The following is a 14,455-nucleotide window of genomic DNA, read 5'->3' as shown; positions in this document are numbered from 1 at the left end:
GTCCACCCGGCAGGACCGCATCCACAGCGCAATCCCGCGCGGTCCCCGCAGCCCAGGCCAGGGCGCGCCGGACCGGCGCCAAACACGAAGGAGAACCCCGCATGACCGAGATGCCCCAGGCGACCCAGATGTCTCCGCATGCCAACGGCGATTCCGCCGAATACTGGAAGGCAATCGCCGGAAAGCGGCTGATCTTCCAGAAATGCAGCTGCTGCGGCGCCGTGCAGTTTCCGCCGCGCCACCACTGCGCCCGCTGCTGGGAAGCCGGTCCCGGCTGGATCGAGGCCACCGGCCGCGGCGTGATCGAGAGCTACACCATCGTCCGCCGCGCGCCGCTGCCGCAGTTCCGCGACAAGGTGCCCTATGTCGTCGCTTCGGTGATCACCGAGGAGGGTCCGCGCATGCTGGCCGGCCTGACCGGGGAAAACGCCCTCGGCGTCGCGGTCGGCGACGCCGTCCGCGTGGTCTTCGGCACCGGCGCAGACGGCAGCCCCCTGCCGGAATTCGAGCTGGCCTGAGCTTCCGCGCCCCCGCCGGGGCGCCACCCCGCGCCGCCGTGCCCGCCGGGCCGGCAGGCTTCCCCCGCATGTCCAGAAGGAGAACGACATGAACGCACCCGTCCTGACCAAGCCCGCCGCCGCACCGGTCCGCGGCAAGTACTGGGAAGATTTCGAGATCGGCGAAACGATCTGCACCCCGAAACGGACCGTGACCTCGACCGACATCGTGAATTTCGCCTGCCTGACCGGCGATTTCAACGAGGTCCACACCAACTGGGAATATTGCAGGAAGACCCAGTTCGGCGAACCCATCGCGCATGGCCCTCTGGTCTACTCCATCGTCGGCGGCCTGCAATACGCGGCGGGCATCAATGACGGCACGCTGATTGCGCTCCTGCAGATCGACGGCTGGCGGATGCTGAAGCCGGTCTTCCATGGCGACACGATCCATGCCGAGCTGACCATTGCGGCGAAGACCGAGACCAGCAAGCCGGACAAGGGCGTCGTGCAGATGAAGCGCGCCTTCAAGAACCAGAAGGGCGAGACCGTGCAGGAGATGGAAGTCAAGATGCTCTACAAGCGCCGCCCCTCCTGACCCGACGCCCCCTCCGGAGCCAAGCAGCAGACCGACAAGGACGCCAAGACATGAGCACCCAACCCGACCTCGCCTTCGATCTTGCCCGGCTGGCCGCCGGCACCGGGTCCGGGGCGATCGGCCCGGCGTCCCGCGACCGCGCCAAGCAGAGCATCATGGACACGCTCGGCGTCATGATCGCGGCCAGTTCCCTGGCGCCGTCCGTGCGCCCCGTGGCCGAGCTGGCCTTCGAGATGGGCGGGCGCGCCGAGGCGACGGTGCTTGGCTTCGGAGGCAAGGTGCCCGCGCTGAACGCGGGCTTCGTCAACGGCGCAATGGCCCATTGCCTCGATTTCGACGACCATGCCCCCGAGGGGCACCACCCCAGCAGCTCCATCGTGCCCGCGGCCTTCGCCCTCGCGGAGCGCGCCGGGGGCATCCCCGGCAGCGAAATGATCGCCGCCACCGTGATCGGCCAGGACATCTTCCTGCGCATCCGGCGCAATGTCGCGTGGAAGCACGACTGGCACCTGACCACCATCATCGGCACGATCTCCGCCGCGGCCGCCGCGGCGCGGGTGGCGGGGCTCGACGAGGCGCAGACCGTCAGCGCCATCGGCATCGCGGCGCACCAGGCCTCGGGCACGATGGAGCTGGCCTATGGCACCGGCAGCGACCTGCGCGGCATGTATGCGGGCTTCGTCGCAAAGCAGGCGGTGCTGGCCGTGCTGATGGCGGAACGCGGCGTCGTCGGCCCGTCCAGCATGCTCGAAGGCCCCGCCGGGTTCTTCGCGACCTATCTGGACGGCAATTACGACCGTGCGGCGATGCTGCGGGACATCGGCCGCGACTTCACCGGGCACGAGATCCTTTTCAAGGCCTGGCCGTCCTGCGGGCTGACCCATTCCTACATCCATGCCACGCTCCGCCTGATGGCCGAGGAACGCCTGGCGCCGTCCGACATCGCCGGGATCACCGTCCATGTCGGCGATGTTCAGGAGCGGCTCTGCACCCCGATCGAAACGCGCCGCGCGCCCCGGGTGCCGGTCGATGCCAAGTTCAGCATTCCCTATTGCGTCGCCGTCGCGGCGGTGCGCGGCACGGTCGGGCTGGCGGATTTCACCGAGGCCGCGCTGGCGGACCCCGAGGTCCTCGCCATGGCCGCAAGGATCGAGCCGCGCCCGGATGCCGGCGGCAACTGGTCCGGCTGCCTGCCCGCATTGTCGGACTCGGCCACCTGCGGCGCCACCGCCTCCCACAGCCCCAGATGGGTCAGCGCCGCCTTGCCGTAGATGCCCGCGGGCACCGACCCGGTCATCGCCATGGCGAGCTTGCCCTCGCCGAGGCTTCCGGCCAGCGTGTTGTCCAGCGCGACCGGCGCGGCGCCCGAGGCCCCCACCAGCACCAGCGCATTCGCCACCAGGTCGAAGCGGGTGGCGGCATCGACCAGGCCTTCGCCGGCGAGCTGGTCCATCCAGGACTGGTTGGCCGAGATGAAGACATCGGCCGGGGCGCCCGCCTGGATCTGCCGCGCGAGCGCGGAGGAGCCCGCCAGCGATACGGTCAGGTCATGGCCCGAATCCTCGTGGAAGGCCGGGGCAAGCCGGTCCATCGCGTCCTTGAGGCTTGCTGCGGCGAAGACCGTGACGCTGTCGGCGGCTGCCGGCGTTGCGAGGCACAGGGCGGCAAGGGCGATGCGGAAGGGGGCAGTCATGGAAGTCTCCTGGAATGTTGCGGCAGCAAAGAGATCCGGGCGGCCCAAGGCAAGGGGCAAACGCCGCGCATCCTGCCGCAGGCGGTCACGGCGGCGCGAGAATTCCGCTCCGCGGCAACCGGGCGTTGCCGTCCCGGACCTCGCGGCTGCCGGCGGGCGAGCGCGCTGCACCGGCGGATTTGCGCGCAGCCTTCGGGGGATACCCCACTGGCCAGCGCCGGGCTGACGCGCTAAGCCGCGGGCAGGGCCGTGCCCATCGGACTGAATCGGAGGACCGCGCCTTGGCGCAGAGCGACATCGTCACCGTCACCCTCAATCCGGCACTGGATATCGCGACATCCGCCAGCGACATCCGCCCCGGACCGAAGCTGCGCTGCACCGCGCCGCGGCAGGACCCGGGGGGCGGCGGCATCAATGTCAGCCGCGCGATCCGCACGCTCGGCGGCACCTCCACGCCGCTGGTCGCGGAGCCGCAGGCCGCGAGCGCCAGGCACAGCCCGATCGCCGCGCGCCTCATTCGCCGGGCTGCCGCTTGCCGCGGCCGAAATCCGGCGCGTCCGTGTCCTGCCCCGCTTCGATGATCCCCTTGCGGATCGCGCGGGTGCGCGTGAAATAGTCGAACAGCATGTCCCCGTCCCCTGTGCGGATGGCCCGCTGCAAGGCAAACAGCTCTTCGGTGAAGCGGCCAAGGATCTCCAGCGTCGCATCCTTGTTGTTCAGGAAGACGTCGCGCCACATCGTCGGGTCCGAGGCCGCGATCCGGGTGAAGTCGCGGAAGCCCGCCGCCGAGAACTTGATCACCTCCTGGTCGGTGACGCGGCGCAGGTCGTCCGCCACGCCGACCATCGTGTAGGCGATCAGGTGCGGCGCGTGGGAAATCACCGCGCAGACCAGGTCATGGTGGTCCGGCTCCATTTCCTCGACGGTGGCGCCCATCCCGGTCCAGAGCGCGCGCAGCTTGCCGAGCGCCTCCGGGTCGCAGCCCTCGGGCGGCAGGAGCAGGCACCAGCGCCCGTCGAACAGCTCGGCGAAGCCGGCGCGGGGACCGGAATATTCCGTGCCCGCCATAGGGTGGCCGGGGATGAAGGTGACATCGGGGGGCAGATGCGGCGCGACCGCATCGATCACCGAGCGCTTGACCGAGCCGACATCGGTGACGGTGGCGCCGGGGCGCAGATGCGGGCCGATCTCGGCGGCGACATCGCCCATCGCACCGACCGGGACGCAGAGCGCCACCAGGTCGGCATCCTTCACCGCCTCGGCGGCAGACGCGGCCATGCGGTCGCAGAGCCCGTCCTCTTCCGCCATCCGCCTGTGGCTCTCGCTCAGGTCGTAGCCCGTGATGGTTCCCGCCAGCCCGGCGCGGCGCATCGCATGGATCATCGAGGAGGCGATCAGGCCGAGCCCGATCACCGCCACGCGGTCATAGACTTGGGTCATCCGTCCTGCCGCCCTGCCTTGAAGGCCGCGACCGCCTCGGCCACGAGGCGGCAGGAGCGTTCGTCGCCGATGGTGATGCGCAGGCAGTTCGGCAGGCCGTAGCCCGCCACCTGCCGCACGATCAGCCCGCGGGACTTCAGGAAGGCGTCGCAGGCCACCGCCTCGTCGCGGTCGGCGAAGCGCGCCAGGATGAAGTTCGCGCAGGAGGTATCCGAGGGGATGCCGAGCTCGGCCAGCGCCTGAGCGAGCCAGCTGCGCAGGCGGCTGTTTTCCGACAGGCATTTGGCGGCGAAATCGCGGTCGCGGATCGCGGCCTCGGCGGCGGCGAGCTGGCATTCGCCCAGGTTGAACGGCCCGCGGATGCGGTTCAGGACATCGATGATCTCCTTCTGCGCATAGCCCCAGCCGATCCTGAGCCCGCCGAGACCGTAGAGCTTCGAGAAGGTGCGGGTCATCACCACGTTCGGATGCAGGTCGACCAGCGAGGCACCGCCGTCATAGCCCTCGACGAATTCGGCATAGGCGCCGTCAAGCACCAGGATGACGTGCTCCGGCAGGCCGGCGGCGAGCTTCGCAAGCTCGTTGCCGCCGATCATCGTGCCGGTCGGGTTGTTCGGATTGGCGATGAAGACGAGCTTCGTCCGTCCGGTCACGCCCGCCAGCAGCGCGTCGACATCGGTGACGCGCTCGCGCTCGGGAACCGAGACGCTCGACGCGCCTGCGGCCAGCGCCGAGATGCGGTACATCGAGAAGCCGTGCTCGGTCTGCAGCACCTCGTCGCCCGGCCCGGCATAGGCCTGGCACAGCAGGTTGATGATCTCGTCCGAGCCGACGCCGCAGATGATCCGCGACGGGTCGAGCCCGTGCACCTCGCCGATCGCGGCGCGCAGCTCCGCATGGTCGGTCGAGGGATAGCGGTGCAGGGTCTCCGCCGCCGCCCGGAATGCCTCGACGGCCTTCGGCGACGGGCCATAGGGATTTTCGTTGGAGCTGAGCTTGATGACTTCGGAAACGCCTTCGACCTTGGACTGCCCGCTCTCGTACAGAGCGATCTCCATGATCCCGGGCTGCGGCACGATCTGCGTCATTGGCGGCTCCTTCCGCCGGCCGGGGCGTCCCGGACGGCCTGCTCCATGGGGCCGGCCGCGCGGGCCGGCATCGCGCCGGATGTAGCGACCGGCGCGCGCCAAGGCCAGAGCCAACCGCGCCTAGCGGGCGAAACTCAGCACGAAAGAGACCGGAACCACCGGCTGGATCGAGTCGAGCCCGGCCAGCTCGCGCAGCTTGGCGAGGCCCTCGGGGAAATCCAGCTCCTCGGCATCGACGATCACCGGCGCCAGCGAGGCGACCACGACGCGGTCCTCTCCGGCACGGGTAACCAGGACGGTCGAGGCATAGTCCGAGCCGGTATCGTTGACCGACAGCGTCAGCGGCAGCTCCATCTTGGCGGAGGCGCCCGGCGCGATTTCCGCCAGCGCGTCGAGATCGACCTGCGCCGTCACCGTGGCCTTGGGGAAGACATCGACCTTGAACAGCAGGTCGCGCACCCGCTGGTTGCGGATGTCGATGCCGGTCTCGACCGACGCCAGGTTGATGTCGACCGTGACCGCGCCCGCGTCGGACACGCTGCCCGAGAGGCTGGAGAAGCTGTTGGCCTCGGCGATGCTGCCGTTCTTCATGCTGACATAGCTGACGGCGGAGCCATCGGGATCGAGATCCCAGGCCAGGGCGGCGCAGGGCAGGACAAGCAGGGCGGCAAGCGTTGCGGAAAGGGATTTCATGCTCAGGGCCTTTCGGTGGAGCGCGGAATGATGCGCACGGCCCCGTTCTACCCCATTGCGGGCCCCTGCGGAAACGCAAAGCGCCGCGTCCCGGGGGACGCGGCGCCGAAAGTCATCGCTCGGAACCGGATCAGTTCTGTGCGTAGTATTCGATGACGAGGTTCGGTTCCATGATGACCGGGTACGGCACGTCGGCCAGGCCCGGAGCGCGCACGAAGGTCGCGGTCATCTTGGAGTGGTCGGCCTCGATGTAGTCCGGAACGTCGCGCTCTGCGAGCTGGACGGCTTCCAGCAGGACGGTCATCTGGCGCGATTTCTCGCGGACGGTGATGACGTCGCCTTCCTTGACGCGGTAGGACGGAATGTTCACGCGCTTGCCGTTCACTTCCACGTGGCCGTGGTTCACGAACTGGCGGGCGGCGAAGACGGTCGGCACGAACTTGGCGCGGTAGACGACGGCGTCGAGGCGGCGCTCGAGCAGGCCGATCAGGTTCTCACCGGTGTCGCCCTTGACGCGCTCGGCTTCGGCGTAGATGCGGCGGAACTGCTTCTCGGTCAGGTCGCCGTAGTAGCCTTTCAGCTTCTGCTGGGCGCGCAGCTGCAGACCGAAGTCCGACATCTTGCCCTTGCGGCGCTGGCCGTGCTGGCCTGGGCCGTATTCGCGGCGGTTGACCGGGGACTTCGGACGGCCCCAGATGTTTTCGCCCATGCGGCGGTCGATCTTGTACTTGGCAGACGTGCGTTTCGTCACGGCTGATCTCCTTCTGCGGCTCCCGGAGGAGCGGATTGTCGAAGGGCGTTGTCCTCCTGCCGCGTCTCCCGGGTTTGCAGGGAGACGGGCCGACAGGCATCCCCTTGCGGGGGCCGCCAACACCAAAGACCCGGCACGTGAGCCGGGATGGCGCGCTCTACCCTCGGCTACGGAGGGAGTCAAGCACCGATCCCGCAGCGGAGCATGCCGCTGCCCGCCCCGGCGGAACCGGAGGGGACCGCAGGCCGCGCCGGGGCGGATGGCCCGGCACGGGCAGCGTTCCGGCCAAACTGCCCGCGGGGCGCCCGGGCGCCCGGGCGGCGCCCGGCAGCACCTCGCGGTCCGGCGCCGACCCGGTCAGGAGAACTGGTCGACCGCCTTCACCGTCAGCGGACAGGGCACGCCCTTGAAAAAGGTCTTGAGCACCGCCTTGAACATCGCTTCCTCGGGGCGGGCGAGATGGAAGAGCGTCGCGCAGGAGCGCAGCTTGGCCGCGTCCGACGAGCCGAGGATCTCGGCCGCCGGGCGGTCCCTGTGAAACATCACCGCGTCCATCGCCGCCAGCAGGCGCAGCTCCAGCGTGGGATTGTGCAGGTAGTCCCGCGCCTCCTGCAGGTCCTTGATGCCGTAATACATCGACTTCTCGGAATGGCCGTTGCCGCGAAGCTGCGGGAAGATGTACCAGATCCAGTGGGTTTCCTTGTGCCCCCGCAGGAGCTCCTGCATGGCGTCGGGATAATCCCGTTCCTGGGCCTGCAGAAATCGGTCGAGCTTCGGCATCTGTCCTCCTCCGCCGCAGCCCCGGCGCAAGGCTGCCCAGCCAAGTCATGGCAGAGAAGCGGTTAACAAATCCTCCCCGCTTCCCTGCGGCGCCTCACAGGCTGCGCTGGTTCTGCGCCTCGATATAGGCGCGCAGCTCGTCGGCCTCCTGCCGCGCCTCCATCAGCGCCCGCCGCATCAGCTCCAGATCCGAGCGCAGCTCGCCGGTGCCGGCATGCAGTTCGTGCTCGGCCTTGTGCTGGCGCGAGATCGCGTCGTCGCGCTCCTCCTCGGCGCGGTGCAGCTCCTCGGCCATCGAGTCGAGCTGGCCCAGCTCCGCATCCGAGACATGCGACAGCCGCGTCACCACCCAATGCGTCAGGAAGCCCAGCAGGAAAGCGCCGAACAGCAGCACCATCACGGCGATCATGGTTTCAGTTCGATCCATCGGGTCCGGCCTCTGCTTCGGTTTCTGCCTGCTGCTCCTCGGGCGTGACCAGCCGGAAGGCGATGCGGCGGTTCGCCTCGCGGCCCGCCTCGGTGCCGTTGTCGGCGATCGGCTGGGTCTCGCCATAGCCGCGCGCGGTCAGCTGGCTGGTCAGCACCCGCCGCGCCGACAGCGCCGACAGCACCGCATCCGCCCGCGCCTGGCTGAGCAGCTGGTTCATTTCATCGCGGCCCTGGCTGTCGGTATGGCCGCCGATCTCCATCGGCACGTCCGGACAGCCGCGCAGCACCTCGGCGATCCGGTCGACGGTCTCGCGCCCGCCTTCGCCCAGCTCCACCGAGCCCGGGTCGAAATCGATACGGTCATCGAGCAGGATGCCGTTCACCGCCGCGACGCAGGCCTTCGGCGAGGGTCCGGCCTCTTCCTCGGGGGGCGGCGGCGCATAGGCAACATCGACCGAAAAGGCCGCCTCCTGGCCAAGCGTGCGGCGCAGCTCGGCGGTGATCGCCTGCACGGCATCCTCGCGCGGCGAGCTGCCGGTGACCGTGATCGCTTCGGCGGTCATCTCGACCCGGCCCTCGGACAGCATGGCCAGCGCCTCGGTCGCCGCAAGCGCGCGCAGGTCCCAGTTCTGCGGCAGCCCCTCGCCCATGCTGATCACCCGGGTCAGGCTGCCCGCGCCGTGGTCGCGATCGGCGCCGCGCCGATGGGGATCGTCTATGCGACCGATGCCGCGGCCGAGCCCCGGGTCGACGTGCTGGCGACCTTCCCCGAAGACAGCCACGCGCCGATCGTCTACCCGGCGGCGCTGGTCGCGGGCCATGGCGGCGGCGCGGCCGCCGAATTCCTCGACTTCCTCAAGACCGACGCGGCCGGAGAGGTGCTGACCGGCCTCGGCTTCGTCCTGCCGGACTGATCCGCGGATGGGCTGGCTCGGGCCGGAGGAATGGGCGGCGGTGCTGCTGTCGCTGAAGGTCGCCTTCTGGGCGGTGGCGGCCAGCCTGCCGCTCGGCATCCTCACCGCCTATGCGCTGGCCCGCTGGAGCTTTCCGGGCAAGCAGATCCTCAACGGGCTGGTGCATCTGCCGCTGATCCTGCCGCCCGTGGTCACCGGCTACCTTCTGCTGCTGACGCTCGGGCCGCAAGCGCCCCTGGGCAGCGCGCTGCAATCGCTGGGCATCGTCTTCGCCTTCCGCTGGACCGGCGCGGCGCTCGCCGCCGGGGTGATGGCCTTCCCGCTGATGGTCCGGGCGATCCGGCTGTCGGTCGAGGCGGTCGATCCGCGGCTGGAGGAGGCCTCGGCCACGCTCGGCGCGCGCCCGCTGGCGGTCTTCGCCACGGTCACGCTGCCCTTGNCCAAGGCGATGGGCGAGTTCGGCGCGACCATCACCTTCGTGTCGAACATTCCCGGCCAGACCCGCACCCTGCCCTCGGCGATCTATGCCTTCCTGCAGGTGCCGGGCGGCGAGGCCGCCGCGCTGCGCCTCGTCGCGGTGTCGGTCGCGGTGGCGATGGGCGCGCTGCTGCTGTCGGAACTGCTCGGGCGCCGCGCGCGTTCGGCCTCGGAAAACCCGCCCTCGGGGCCGATCAGCACCGCCCAGGGGCCGCGGCCCGCCTTGGCCAGGACTTCGCGCGCAGGCAAGGTCCCGCCGGTCAGGGCCTCGTCGCAGAACATGATCTGCCGTTCCTCGGGCCAGTCCGCCAGCAGGTCGCCGAGCCGCGCCAGCTCGGCCACCTCGGGCACATGGGTGCCGCCGCATTGCTCGGCCGCCTCGACCGCATGGGCCTGCAGCCGGTCGCGGTTCACCCGGCCGGAATTGGTGAATTCGGTCTGCACCGGCACGATCCGCGCGGCGCCGAGTTCCGCCGCCTTCTCGGTGATGAAATCGGTCCGCTCCTTCTTGATCGGCGCGAAGAGGAGCCACAGGTCGGGCGGCAGCCTGAGCGGCGCGGTCTGCTCGAGGCAGACCAGCGTTCCGGCACGCTTGCCGGCCTCGGCGACCTCGGCCAGCCACTCGCCGTCCTGCCCGTTGAACACCGGCAGCCGGTCGCCCACCGCCAGCCGCATCACTCCGAAAAGGTAGTGCGCCTGCTCTTTCGTCAGCGGCAGGGTTTGCCCCCCGCCCATCGGATGCTCTAGGAAGAGCCTGATCTTTGCCACAGCCATGGGGCCTTCATATGTCCGAGACCGTCCTGAGACCAGAGCCCGCATCGCCCGACGGCACCGTCGCGGATGCCGTGAAGGGAAACTGGGTCGACCGGATCGCGCCGCCTTGGTCGCGGCCCTGGCTGCGCATGTCGCGCGCCGACCGTCCGGCGGGCACGTGGCTGCTGTTCATCCCCTGCCTCTGGGGCGTGTTCCTGTCGGCGGCGGCCGAGGGCAGCCTCGGCTGGATCGGCCTCTGGATCGTGATCGGCTGCGGCGCCGGCGCCTTCCTGATGCGCGGCGCGGGCTGCACATGGAACGACATCACCGACCGCCATATCGACGGCTCGGTGGCGCGCACGAAATCCCGGCCGATCCCCTCGGGGCAGGTCACGGCGAAGGGCGCGGCGGTCTGGATGTGCATCCAGGCGCTGGCCGCTTTCTGCATCCTGCTGACTTTCGACATGAACGCCGTGCTGCTCGGCATCCTGTCGCTGGCGCCGGTCTGCATCTATCCCTTTGCCAAGCGCTTCACCTGGTGGCCGCAGGTCTTCCTCGGCATCGCCTTCAACTGGGGCGCGCTCCTGGCCTGGACCGCGCATCAGGGCATGCTCGGCTGGCCCGCGGTCTGCCTCTATCTCGGCGGCATCGCCTGGACGATCTTCTACGACACCATCTATGCGCACCAGGACCGCGAGGACGATGCGCTGATCGGGGTGAAATCCACCGCGCGGCTCTTCGGCACGCATACCCATGCCTGGCTGGGCGGTTTCGGGGCGGTGACGCTGGTCATGCTGCTGGCAGCGGTCGAGCTGGCGCTCGGCGGCGCGGGGCGTCCGGGGGCTCTCTGGATCGCGCGGGCAGGTGCGCTGGCGATGGGGCTGCACCTTGCCTGGCAGTGGCGCAAGCTCGATATCGACGACAATGACCTCTGCCTCGCGCTCTTCCGTGCGAACAGGGACGCCGGGCTGATTTTTGCCGGTTTCCTGTGCGTCAGCGCAGCCTTCTGATTGCGGCAAGAGCAAAAAAACAGTAAGTCCGCCAAATAGTATTCTCCGTGTCTTGGGAGCAACAGGCGTGACTGGTTTGACTTGGGCGAAGCTCGTGATCCTCGGGGTCGCGGCAGGAGGGGCCTACGGGATGTCCCTCCTGGCTGTCGATTTCGTGGAGTCCCGCAACGGGTCGGAGGTCCGCGCGGCGCTGGCTGCGGAGGGGCTCGACTGGGCGCTGGCCGAGCCCGACGGCATGCAGATCGTGCTGGGCGGCACCGCCCCGGACGAGGCGGCGCGGTTCCGCGCGCTGACCGGTTGGCGCATCGCCGCAAGGCCCGTCCCGCGCGGCGCCCCGGCATGCATCCCCCGCCCTGCCGGTCCGGGCGCTGCCGTCAGGCCGGGCGCAGGGTCAGCACGGTCAGCTCGGCTGGCCGCCCGAGGCGCAGCGCGAAGCCGATCCAGAGCGCGGTGCCGTTGTTCACGTAGAGCTGCGACTCCCCGATCCGGTAATGGCCGGAGACGAAGCCGTCATTGAACCGCGCGACGATCCGGTCGAGGCCGCGCACCATGCCGCCATGGGTATGCCCCGACAGCTGGAGATCGGCCCCCGCGGCGGCATTTGCCCTCGCATTGCCGGGGCGGTGGTCCATGAGGATCACCGGCGCGTGGCCGGGCGCGCCCCGCAGCGCCGCGGCGACATCCGGCCCCTGCCCGATCGCCTGCGCCTCGGGGCCCCTGAGGAAGGCGGCGAAGGCTTCGGCGGCGGCATTGCCGGCCCCGCGGGCCAGCAGCACGGCATCCTGGCGGATCGGCGCGTAGAGCTCTTCCGGCAAGGTCCAGACCGAGCCGTCCTCCTGCCCGGCGAGCTGCGCCAGCGCGACGAAGGCGGCCGCGGCATTGCCGGTCACCGCGAACTGGTAGGTCTGCGAGATGCTCTGGCCCTCGACCAGCTTCGGCGCCAGCGCCTCTGTCATCCCCAGCGCGGCGATCGCCTCGAGCGCCGCGGCGCCATAGGGGGCGGTGACCGGGTTGGCGATCGCGACATGGGCGACCGCCTGCGTGGCCAGGACCCCGGGACCGGCATCGAGCAGGCCGGGCGTCGCGCTCCAGAGCGCCAGCTTGCCGGTCGCATAGGTGAAGCGCGAGCCGGGCACGGCCAGGCCTTCGTCCTCGGCGCGTCCCGGCCGCTGCTGGTCGGCGGCAAGGAACATGTCGAAGGGCGCGCCCTGGCTGATCTGGGTGAAAAGCTGCCCGGTGGAGCCGAAGGCAAAGGTCACCTCGTGGCCGGTGGCGGTCTCGAAGGCGGCGCCGATCTCCTGCGCGGCGGCGGTGAAATTGGCGGCGACCGCGACGGTGGCGGTGCCGGCCCCGAGAGCGCGGCGCGCAGCGCCAGGCGCAGCGCCTCCGCTTCGTCTGGCCCGGCGGCCCAGAGGTCTGCCTGCACCAGATCGTCATGGCGGCCGGTATCGCCGTCGAGGCTGTAGGCCTGCGGACCGGAGATCATGGCCAGGTTGGCATGGGGCAGCTGCACGCCCCAATGGATGCGGCCGCCGAGCGGCGACAGGCCCGGCAGCCCCAGCAGCAAGGCGGTCAGATCGGCCTTCATGCGTCCTGCTCCGTCCGCGTCGCCAGGATCACGAAGCGCCGCGGCACCTGCACATGCGGACCGCAGCCGGTGATCCGCAGCTCCTCGCCGCCGATCCGCACCCGGTCGCCCAGCGCGATGGCGTCGTCGCCCGCGCCCGGCAGCATCGACCGGCGCAGCAGTTCGGCCCAGCTCCATTCGGTGCCGTCGGCGAAGCCCACGGTCTCGATCGCAGTGCCTTCCGGGACCACGATCCGCGTGCCGCCCGCGACGCGCAGCTCCAGCCCGTCCGCGCCCTGCAGGACGCGGACATCGCCCGGCGCCACATCTTCGCCGAAAACGATCCGGTCCGTGCCGCCTTCGTCGGTCAGCGTGTCGATCCCGTCGCCCGCGCCGAAGAGGTAGATGTCGTTCTCCGCACCGCCCTGCAGAAGGTCGTCGCCCTTGCCGCCCGCGAACACGTCGTTCCCGGCGCTTGCCGCATCCGGGCTGCCGCCCGCCAGCGTGTCATTGCCCGGCCCGCCCGAGAGCGTGTCGTCGCCAGCGTCGCCCCCGATCCGGTCATGGCCCGCCTCGCCCGCGATCCGGTCATTGCCGGTGCCGGAGCGCATCGCCCGAAGGCTCGCCCGCCAGCAGGAACAGCCGCGGCGGCCTCGCGTTCAGCTCGCCCATATGCAGATCCCCTTCTCTTCCGCCAGCCGCACCGCCTCGCCCGCATCGAGCACCATCACCCGGCCTGCCTCGAGGCAGATGCCGTCGAGCCCCGGCCACGGTCGCCGGGCCGATCACCGGCATGTCGGCACGCATCTCCTGTCCGGGCTTGGCCACCTTGACGAAGGTGCCGCCGGTGTCCGGGCGGCGCTCGGGGCGGTGGCGCGCCACGTCCGACAGGAGCGCGTCGGTGCCGTAGATCGACTCGATGCCGAGGCAGAGCCCGCGTGCCACCGCGCACTGCGCCGCCCCGGCCCCCACACGGAGACCGCCGCGCATTGGCCGCCTGCCAATTTGCCCGGCCAGTCCTGTCCCGGCGCAGTCCGCAGGACAATGCAGTCGGGCCCAGCCCATCTCAGCTTGCCGCATGGCTTCGGCGCCTCTCCCCGCCCCGCCGGTCCGGAACCGACGCGCGGGCAACAGCCGCCAGTCGGCGCGCCGGCCGGAAATCCTCTGACGCCGGTCCACGCGGCACTGCCTGCTTCACAGCCAAGGACCAGATCAGGGCCCTGCCCCGGCGGGCCATTCCCGGAATGCTCGGCAGCCACATTGCCTTCTTCCCCGCGCTGGCCTGCCAAATGGTGCTCAACGGCATCCGCGCGATCCGGCGGCGGCTCTGCCGATCGCAGCGCGCCACGTCTCGCCGGCGTCTGCCTGCCCGCCGGTCTCCGCCGCACTGTCGAGGGCGTGCAGATCCATGGCGGCGCCGCCGGGGCCGCGCGTATCTGCGAGGCCGCACGCGCCATTGCGGCCGGCCCCCGCGGAAAGATGCAGCCGTCCAAGGCACGGCAGACCGTTTTCCATGCTCTCAAGACCGCGCTGAGGACCTGCCGGAACGGCGGCTCTGCAGCTAGGGCCCTGCCTGCCGGTGCGATTGCGCAAGGAATGGGGCTGCCAGAGGGAGGGAAAGGCGGAGCGGCGGCCGCAACCGGACGGCTTGGCGAAGGCCAGCGCTGACCTTCCAGGCCATGAGGCCGCGGCCATGGGCAAGATCGGGAAAGCCGCTGCAAAACCGCCGCCCCGGCCCGGAACAGAACCGCCAGGCCCGGGCCTT

The 14,455-nt window shown here is 70.3% G+C and carries 17 protein-coding genes and 3 pseudogenes; 7 read left to right on the top strand and 13 right to left on the bottom strand.

The window, feature by feature from the left end; all coding sequences use genetic code 11:
* Positions 1 to 101 precede the first annotated feature (101 nt).
* The 3 genes and pseudogenes from C7T91_RS12195 to C7T91_RS35515 all read left to right on the top strand — a co-directional run.
* Positions 102 to 518, top strand: coding sequence for a Zn-ribbon domain-containing OB-fold protein (locus tag C7T91_RS12195; RefSeq protein WP_236638187.1), 417 nt, complete (start codon positions 102 to 104; stop codon positions 516 to 518).
* An 88-nt stretch (positions 519 to 606) separates the two neighbouring features.
* Positions 607 to 1,095 (top strand): MaoC/PaaZ C-terminal domain-containing protein, encoded by a 489-nt coding sequence (locus C7T91_RS12190; RefSeq protein ID WP_108259497.1) that lies wholly within the window; start codon positions 607 to 609, stop codon positions 1,093 to 1,095.
* 50 nt (positions 1,096 to 1,145) lie between these two features.
* Positions 1,146 to 2,201: pseudogene (locus C7T91_RS35515) on the top strand (MmgE/PrpD family protein); the annotation flags it as partial.
* On the opposite strand, the gene modA (C7T91_RS12180) reads toward C7T91_RS35515, so the two are convergent.
* Complete coding sequence (modA, locus tag C7T91_RS12180; protein ID WP_108259495.1) at positions 2,144 to 2,788, bottom strand: molybdate ABC transporter substrate-binding protein; 645 nt, start codon at positions 2,786 to 2,788, stop codon at positions 2,144 to 2,146. The pseudogene C7T91_RS35515 and the gene modA (C7T91_RS12180) overlap by 58 nt on opposite strands.
* A gap of 281 nt (positions 2,789 to 3,069) precedes the next feature.
* Between modA (C7T91_RS12180) and C7T91_RS35510 the strand changes: the two are divergent.
* Positions 3,070 to 3,255 (top strand): annotated as a pseudogene (locus C7T91_RS35510) (1-phosphofructokinase family hexose kinase); the annotation flags it as partial.
* A gap of 46 nt (positions 3,256 to 3,301) precedes the next feature.
* Here C7T91_RS35510 and C7T91_RS12170 read toward each other — a convergent pair.
* The 7 genes from C7T91_RS12170 to C7T91_RS35505 form a co-directional block, all read right to left on the bottom strand.
* Entirely contained in the window at positions 3,302 to 4,228 is a 927-nt protein-coding gene (locus C7T91_RS12170; protein WP_108259494.1) for a prephenate/arogenate dehydrogenase family protein, read from the bottom strand.
* Positions 4,225 to 5,316, bottom strand: coding sequence for a histidinol-phosphate transaminase (gene hisC / locus C7T91_RS12165; protein WP_108259493.1), 1,092 nt, complete (start codon positions 5,314 to 5,316; stop codon positions 4,225 to 4,227). Before hisC ends, C7T91_RS12170 begins: the two co-directional genes overlap by 4 nt.
* A 120-nt stretch (positions 5,317 to 5,436) precedes the next feature.
* A complete protein-coding gene (locus C7T91_RS12160; protein ID WP_108259492.1) occupies positions 5,437 to 6,009 on the bottom strand; it encodes a YceI family protein in 573 nt (190 codons plus the stop codon).
* A 130-nt stretch (positions 6,010 to 6,139) separates the two neighbouring features.
* Entirely contained in the window at positions 6,140 to 6,760 is a 621-nt protein-coding gene (gene rpsD / locus C7T91_RS12155; RefSeq protein WP_108259491.1) for a 30S ribosomal protein S4, read from the bottom strand.
* A 357-nt stretch (positions 6,761 to 7,117) separates the two neighbouring features.
* Positions 7,118 to 7,540 (bottom strand): DUF1810 family protein, encoded by a 423-nt coding sequence (locus tag C7T91_RS12150; protein WP_108259490.1) that lies wholly within the window; start codon positions 7,538 to 7,540, stop codon positions 7,118 to 7,120.
* Between the two features lie 94 nt (positions 7,541 to 7,634).
* Positions 7,635 to 7,967 (bottom strand): hypothetical protein, encoded by a 333-nt coding sequence (locus tag C7T91_RS12145; RefSeq protein WP_108259489.1) that lies wholly within the window; start codon positions 7,965 to 7,967, stop codon positions 7,635 to 7,637.
* On the bottom strand, positions 7,954 to 8,619 hold the full coding sequence (locus C7T91_RS35505; RefSeq protein WP_236638186.1) for an OmpA family protein: 666 nt from the start codon (positions 8,617 to 8,619) through the stop codon (positions 7,954 to 7,956). Before C7T91_RS35505 ends, C7T91_RS12145 begins: the two co-directional genes overlap by 14 nt.
* A gap of 30 nt (positions 8,620 to 8,649) precedes the next feature.
* On the opposite strand from C7T91_RS35505, the gene C7T91_RS35500 reads away from it, so the two are divergent.
* Together C7T91_RS35500 and modB are read left to right on the top strand one after the other, a co-directional pair.
* Positions 8,650 to 8,883: a substrate-binding domain-containing protein gene (locus tag C7T91_RS35500; protein WP_236638185.1), complete on the top strand. Its 234-nt coding sequence runs from the start codon at positions 8,650 to 8,652 to the stop codon at positions 8,881 to 8,883.
* 7 nt (positions 8,884 to 8,890) lie between these two features.
* Positions 8,891 to 9,517, top strand: a pseudogene (modB, locus tag C7T91_RS12135) (molybdate ABC transporter permease subunit); the annotation flags it as partial.
* Here the strand turns inward: modB and C7T91_RS12130 are convergent.
* On the bottom strand, positions 9,406 to 10,134 hold the full coding sequence (locus C7T91_RS12130) for a 16S rRNA (uracil(1498)-N(3))-methyltransferase (RefSeq protein ID WP_108259563.1): 729 nt from the start codon (positions 10,132 to 10,134) through the stop codon (positions 9,406 to 9,408). The pseudogene modB and the gene C7T91_RS12130 sit on opposite strands and share 112 nt — an antisense overlap.
* An 11-nt stretch (positions 10,135 to 10,145) precedes the next feature.
* Between C7T91_RS12130 and ubiA the strand changes: the two genes are divergently transcribed.
* Positions 10,146 to 11,123 (top strand): 4-hydroxybenzoate octaprenyltransferase, encoded by a 978-nt coding sequence (gene ubiA, locus C7T91_RS12125; protein ID WP_108259487.1) that lies wholly within the window; start codon positions 10,146 to 10,148, stop codon positions 11,121 to 11,123.
* A gap of 374 nt (positions 11,124 to 11,497) precedes the next feature.
* Here ubiA and modA (C7T91_RS12115) read toward each other — a convergent pair whose 3' ends face one another.
* Genes modA (C7T91_RS12115) through lpxI form a run of 4 tightly spaced genes read right to left on the bottom strand, consistent with a single transcriptional unit; the run spans position 11,498 to position 13,635 of the window.
* Positions 11,498 to 12,418, bottom strand: a complete 921-nt coding sequence (modA, locus tag C7T91_RS12115) for a molybdate ABC transporter substrate-binding protein (RefSeq protein WP_236638205.1) — start codon at positions 12,416 to 12,418, stop codon at positions 11,498 to 11,500.
* Positions 12,379 to 12,711, bottom strand: a complete 333-nt coding sequence (locus C7T91_RS35495; protein WP_236638184.1) for a DUF3168 domain-containing protein — start codon at positions 12,709 to 12,711, stop codon at positions 12,379 to 12,381. Before C7T91_RS35495 ends, modA (C7T91_RS12115) begins: the two co-directional genes overlap by 40 nt.
* Complete coding sequence (locus C7T91_RS12105) at positions 12,708 to 13,301, bottom strand: calcium-binding protein (protein WP_108259562.1); 594 nt, start codon at positions 13,299 to 13,301, stop codon at positions 12,708 to 12,710. Before C7T91_RS12105 ends, C7T91_RS35495 begins: the two co-directional genes overlap by 4 nt.
* Positions 13,279 to 13,635, bottom strand: a complete 357-nt coding sequence (gene lpxI, locus C7T91_RS12100) for a UDP-2,3-diacylglucosamine diphosphatase LpxI domain-containing protein (RefSeq protein ID WP_161555870.1) — start codon at positions 13,633 to 13,635, stop codon at positions 13,279 to 13,281. Before lpxI ends, C7T91_RS12105 begins: the two co-directional genes overlap by 23 nt.
* Positions 13,636 to 14,455 lie beyond the last annotated feature (820 nt).

It is taken from the genome of Mangrovicoccus ximenensis (assembly GCF_003056725.1).
GTDB classification, from domain to species: domain Bacteria; phylum Pseudomonadota; class Alphaproteobacteria; order Rhodobacterales; family Rhodobacteraceae; genus Mangrovicoccus; species Mangrovicoccus ximenensis.
The sequence above is the reverse complement of the archived record's forward strand: the minus strand, read 5'-3'. Positions and strand labels throughout refer to the sequence as shown.